6 protein-coding genes are annotated in these 5250 nt (G+C 64.4%); 5 read left to right on the plus strand and 1 reads right to left on the minus strand.

Going from position 1 to position 5250, the window contains the following annotated elements; genetic code table 11:
* The 4 genes from JOZ76_RS03385 to JOZ76_RS03400 all read left to right on the plus strand — a co-directional run.
* Positions 1-1452, plus strand: a 1452-nt coding sequence (locus tag JOZ76_RS03385) for a stimulus-sensing domain-containing protein (protein WP_291697216.1), incomplete at its 5' end; no start/stop codon positions are given.
* Positions 1449-1976, plus strand: a complete 528-nt coding sequence (locus tag JOZ76_RS03390) for an HPr kinase/phosphorylase (protein ID WP_291697217.1) — start codon at positions 1449-1451, stop codon at positions 1974-1976. The genes JOZ76_RS03385 and JOZ76_RS03390, both read left to right, overlap by 4 nt.
* A gap of 131 nt (positions 1977-2107) precedes the next feature.
* Complete coding sequence (locus tag JOZ76_RS03395; RefSeq protein ID WP_100420226.1) at positions 2108-2509, plus strand: PTS sugar transporter subunit IIA; 402 nt, start codon at positions 2108-2110, stop codon at positions 2507-2509.
* On the plus strand, positions 2506-2835 hold the full coding sequence (locus JOZ76_RS03400) for an HPr family phosphocarrier protein (protein WP_291697218.1): 330 nt from the start codon (positions 2506-2508) through the stop codon (positions 2833-2835). Before JOZ76_RS03395 ends, JOZ76_RS03400 begins: the two co-directional genes overlap by 4 nt.
* Positions 2836-2972: 137 nt before the next feature.
* Here JOZ76_RS03400 and JOZ76_RS03405 read toward each other — a convergent pair whose 3' ends face one another.
* Entirely contained in the window at positions 2973-4565 is a 1593-nt protein-coding gene (locus tag JOZ76_RS03405; protein WP_291697219.1) for a glycosyltransferase family 39 protein, read from the minus strand.
* Positions 4566-4844: 279 nt separating this feature from the next.
* On the opposite strand from JOZ76_RS03405, the gene JOZ76_RS03410 reads away from it, so the two are divergent.
* A partial coding sequence (locus JOZ76_RS03410) for a GTP-binding protein (protein WP_291697220.1) occupies positions 4845-5250 on the plus strand: 406 nt, incomplete at its 3' end.

Genomic DNA, 5250 nt, shown 5'->3' on the forward strand with positions numbered 1-5250 from the left:
CCGGACAAGCTCCTCAACCTCCAGGTCGGCCAGAGCGTCTCGCCGCTCGATAAGTTCGACAGCTACGAGTTCGCCATCAATCCGGAAAGGATCGCGCCGATTCTTCGGCGCCTGATCTCGCCGACCAAGACCCGCGCCCGCATCTACGACCCCAATGGCGGCATGATCCTCGACAGCCGCAATCTGGAGAACGTGCTGCGCTTCGACCTGCCGCCGCCGTCGCCGGAAAAGCCCGGGATTGCCGAGCGCGCCATGATCGCGGTGCGCACCTGGCTCAACCGCGGCGACCTGCCGCTCTATCGCGAGCTCGGCCCGGAGAACGGCAACGGCTATGAGGAAGTCACCGATGCGCTGAAGGGCCAGAAGCGCAGCATGGTGCGGGTCAATTCGCGCGGCGAGGTGATCGTCTCGGTCTCCGTCCCGGTGCAGCGCTCGCGCGCGATTCACGGCGCGCTGATGCTCTCGACCCAGGGCGACGACATCGACCAGATGGTGACCGCCGAACGGCTTGCGATCCTCAAGGTCGGCGGCGTGGCCTCCGCGGTCATGATCGTGCTGTCGCTATTGCTTGCCAGCACCATTGCCGGCCCCGTCCATCGCCTCGCCTCCAGCGCCGAACGCGTCCGCCGCCGCATCAAAACCCGCGTCGAAATCCCCGATTTCACCCAGCGCCGCGACGAGATCGGCCATCTCTCCGGTGCACTCCGCGACATGACGGATGCGCTGTACAACCGCATCGAGGCGATCGAGATGTTCGCCGCCGATGTCGCCCACGAACTGAAGAATCCCCTGACTTCGCTGCGCTCGGCCGTCGAGACCCTGCCGCTGGCGCGCACCGAGAGCAGCCGGGCGCGGCTGCTCGAGGTGATCGAACACGACGTGCGGCGCCTCGACCGGCTGATTTCGGATATTTCGGATGCGAGCCGGCTCGACGCGGAGCTGCAGCGGCAGGACATGGCGCCGGTCGATATAAGGCGCCTGCTGACGACATTGACCTCGGTCGCCAATGAAACGCGGCTCGGCCACGACGTCGCGGTCGAAGTTCGCTTCGAGGCCAAGGCGCCGGGCGATATGTTCTCCGTGCCCGGCCATGATTCGCGGCTCGGGCAGGTGATCACCAATCTGGTTTCCAATGCGCAGTCGTTCTCCGATGCCGGCGGCAAGGTGCGCATCGTGTGCCGCCATGTGCGCGCCGAGATCGAGGTCGTCGTCGATGACGACGGTCCGGGAATTCGCGAGGATGCCCTGCAGCGGATCTTCGAGCGCTTCTACACCGACCGGCCGCACCAGGGCTTTGGACAGAATTCAGGCCTCGGGCTGTCGATCTCAAAACAGATCATCGAGGCCCATGGCGGACGCATCTGGGCGGAAAATCGTCCGGGTCCCGCGGGGCCTGATGGCGCACCGACAGTCGCCGGTGCGCGTTTCGTGGTGAGGCTGCCGTCGCAATGAGCGGTCCTGGTGTCGCGAGCGTTCACGCCTCCGCCGTCAAAGTCGGGCTTCGGGCGGTCCTGATCCGCGGGCCGTCGGGCGCGGGCAAATCGCGCCTTGCCTTCGATCTCATTCTGGCCGGGCGCGCCGGGCAGATTCCACCGGCCGTCCTAGTCGGGGACGACCGCGTCCACCTCGACGTCGCGGGCGGTCAACTGGTCGTTCGACCGGCGGCCGCGCTTGCCGGTCTGATCGAAATTCGCGGATTAGGTCTCCGCTGTTGCGAATATGCATCAGAGGTTCCCGTCGGCCTGGTTGTCGACCTCTCGGCTGATGACGCCGAGCGCCTGCCCTCTCCGGGTTCGCTGTCGACCCGGATAGACAGTATAGTCGTACCGCGTATCCCCGTCGCGTCAGGTTTTTCACCACTTCCGCTGGTGATCGCGGCGCTAACAACAACCGAAAGTTCATGGTCCGGTAACCATTCCGGCCATTGTTGGAAGGGAATTGGTAACCATATGCACCCCACTATCGCGACCGAATAGACCGGCGCAGCCCCTCCTCCTAGCGTAAGATCCAGGGAGATTCGCTCAGGACCCCCTTGCGCGGGGGCTCTGGATGGTCAAAGTGGCGCGTTCGTGCGGTGCACCAAAGGGGCGCCCGCGAGGAGTTTTCGATGATTGGTCTGGTATTGGTGACCCACGGGCGCCTCGCCGATGAGTTCAGGGCGGCGCTCGAACACGTCATGGGTCCTCAAAAACAAATCGAGGCAGTCACGATTGGAGCCGAGGACGACTCTGATCTGTGTAGAAGCGACATCATCGAAGCGGTCAATCGCGTCGACAGCGGCGATGGCGTAGCCATCCTCACCGACATGTTCGGCGGCACTCCGTCCAACCTCGCGATCTCCTGCATGAGCCGCCCGAAAGTGGAAGTGCTCGCGGGCATCAACCTTCCCATGCTGGTCAAGCTCGCAAAGGTACGCGAGGAGCGCTCGCTGCCCGACGCCATTGCGATGGCGCAGGAAGCCGGCCGCAAATACGTCACGATCGCCAGCCGGGTGCTTGCCGGCAAATGACCGACGAGGACGCGTCCTCTCCCAACGACCCCGGGCAGAGCGTGCCCAAAGGGGCGATTTTTAGAGAACTCCTGATCATCAACAAGCGCGGCCTGCATGCGCGGGCGTCCGCGAAATTCGTCCAGACGGTGGAGCGCTTCAACGCTGACGTCTGGGTGACGCGTGGCGGCGAGACCGTCGGCGGCACCTCGATCATGGGATTGATGATGCTGTCGGCCGGGCCGGGAACGAGGATCCTGGTGTCTGCGAAGGGCCCCGAAGCCGAAGCGGCAATGGAGGCGATCACCACGCTGGTCGCCGACAAGTTTCACGAAGAGACGATGTAGCATCGCCCCGCTCACGCGGGCGCCGGTAGGGTGGGCAAAGGCGCATCTTCGCGCCGTGCCCGCCATCTTGCCGCGACCGTCACTCGCGACGTCACTCGCGATGGTGGGCACGCTTCGCTTTGCCAACCCTACAGCAGCTACTGTCCCGGCGGCACGATCCAGATTTTCCAGGCGATCGAAGGGCCGGCATGGCCGCCGAAGAAGCGCTGCGTGGTCATCACGAGCTGCTCGGCATTTTTAGCGTTGTTATTCATCCAGGCTTCGCAAACCGGCAGCCGCGGATCGGTCGTATCGCAGATGCCGATGAAGCCGAGGCGTTTGGCTTCCTCGAGCGAGGTCAGGCCCGACGACCAGAGCTCGCCCGGCGTATAGGGCGCCGGATGATCTGCGCTATAAAACGTCATCGGCTCGCCGACTTCGGTAGTGCCGGCGACGACGGCCCAGCGCGACACGAACCGCGTGTGCCAGGCCTGCGTCAGCTCGCGGGCGAGCTGCGAGCGCGCGCCGTAGCCCGATGCGCCGTTGGGATTGGCAGTCATTTCGAGCACGGCAATCTGCGGCGATGCCGCCAATGTCGCAAGCGACAGCACAAGCCACACCACGACGATGCGAAACAGCGCCATCTCGCGCAACCGCAAGCGCGGCAGCGCGACCACTGCCAGCGGCACCAGGAAGAACAGGGAGATTCCCCAATCGGTCTTCATGTAGACCGTGAACAACAGACCGCCGAGCGGCGGGCCGACCGCGACGATGGCCTGGATCATCCAGACATTGCGCGCCTGCGCCGTGTTGATGCCGGGATTGGGGCCGCCCGCCCAAATCCTCCTCGCAAACCGCGGCGGCCACATCAGCACCAGCGCCGCCAGCGCGATCGGCAGTGCCAGCAGCGCCAGATTGTGCCCGATATAGCCGAGCACCAGCTTTGCACTCTGCGCGCGGCTGGAGAGCCCATAGACATCGCCGGCATAGGTGAGCGGGACGAAGTCCACCTCCTTCAGCCAGATCAGATGCGGGATCATCGCGACGATCAGCGTTGCGATTCCGACCCATGGCGCAGGCGAAGCCAGAAAACGCCAGCGCTCGGGATGGATGAGTGCCGCAAGGCCGATGGCGCCGATCATGGTCAGCACCCAGTATTTAGTCATCAGCGCGGCGGCGCCCGCAAGTCCGAGCAGGATGCCTGATAGCCACGAGCGCTTCTCGAACGCGTTGAGATAAGCAAGCACCAGAAGCGGCAGCGTGACGAGCTGCAGCAGGTCAGGATTGTACTTGAAACCCTTGAAGTTGAAGATTGGATAGAGCGCCAGCACCACGACGGCAAAGAACGCACGTCGGCGGTTGACGACCCTGAGCGCGATGAACCAGGAGATGACCAGCCCGCAGCCGAGCGTCGTCATCGCGAGCGCATAGGTCGCCCAGTCCTTGACCGGGAAAAACGAGAACCACAGGCCCGCGATCCAGCCCGCCAGCGGGGGATGCTTGCCATAGCCGAGCTGGAACTTCTGGCCCCAGGCAAAAGCTTCTGCGACGTCCATGTGAACGTCCTGCGCCGCCTTCAGATTGATCAGAGCCAGCGTCCAGATGAAGCCGTGCACGAGCGCAAAGGTGACCACCAGCCAGAGACCGGTGTCCGGATCACGGGCGCGCAGCGCAAGCCAGGCCGCGAGGCGGCGGATGCGGAAGCTCCGGCGCGCACGCGTGGTGGCCGGCAGGTAGGACGTGGTCGACATGGCCCCACCGGTAGCGTGTTTTGACGTCAGGTGGAATCAGCTTGGCGTGAGGTTGGGCCCGCCGCATGACGAGATGAGGTTCGATTCGAGCCGCATCGGAGGTCCCCTCCCTCCCCCCTGCGGGGCAGGACTGGGGAGGGGGGTATCAGACCCCTCCCCGCAACGGGGAGGGGAGAAACAGCGTGCTCGTGGGTAGATGCGATTCGACCAAGTTTCATCGAACTATAGCGAGCCCCATTATGGTTGCCGCTTCATGGTTCGAATGCTATCCCGCCGGCCATGACGACCGCCCCCATTCCCAACATCCGAAACTTCTCCATCGTCGCGCATATCGACCATGGCAAATCGACGCTGGCCGACCGCCTGATCCAGATGACCGGCGGCCTCTCCGACCGCGAAATGGCGGGCAAGGAGCAGGTGCTCGATTCCATGGACATCGAGCGCGAGCGCGGCATCACCATCAAGGCGCAGACGGTGCGGCTCGCCTACCGCGCCAAGGACGGCAAGGATTACGTGTTCAACCTGATGGACACGCCCGGCCATGTCGACTTCGCCTACGAGGTGTCGCGGTCGCTGGCGGCGTGCGAGGGTGCGATTCTGGTGGTCGACGCTGTGCAAGGCGTGGAGGCGCAGACGCTGGCCAATGTGTACCTCGCGCTGGACGGCAATCTGACGCTCGTGCCGG

Origin of the sequence: Bradyrhizobium sp., from assembly GCF_019244115.1 — a bacterium.
Taxonomy (GTDB): domain Bacteria; phylum Pseudomonadota; class Alphaproteobacteria; order Rhizobiales; family Xanthobacteraceae; genus Bradyrhizobium.

Bases quoted from the DNA above. Each gene is read 5' to 3' on its own strand.
- JOZ76_RS03390 (WP_291697217.1), top strand. From the start codon at position 1,449: ATGAGCGGTCCTGGTGTCGCGAGCGTTCACGCCTCCGCCGTCAAAGTC.
- JOZ76_RS03400 (WP_291697218.1), top strand. From the start codon at position 2,506: ATGACCGACGAGGACGCGTCCTCTCCCAACGACCCCGGGCAGAGCGTG.
- JOZ76_RS03395 (WP_100420226.1), top strand. From the start codon at position 2,108: ATGATTGGTCTGGTATTGGTGACCCACGGGCGCCTCGCCGATGAGTTC.
- JOZ76_RS03405 (WP_291697219.1), bottom strand. From the start codon at position 4,565: ATGTCGACCACGTCCTACCTGCCGGCCACCACGCGTGCGCGCCGGAGC.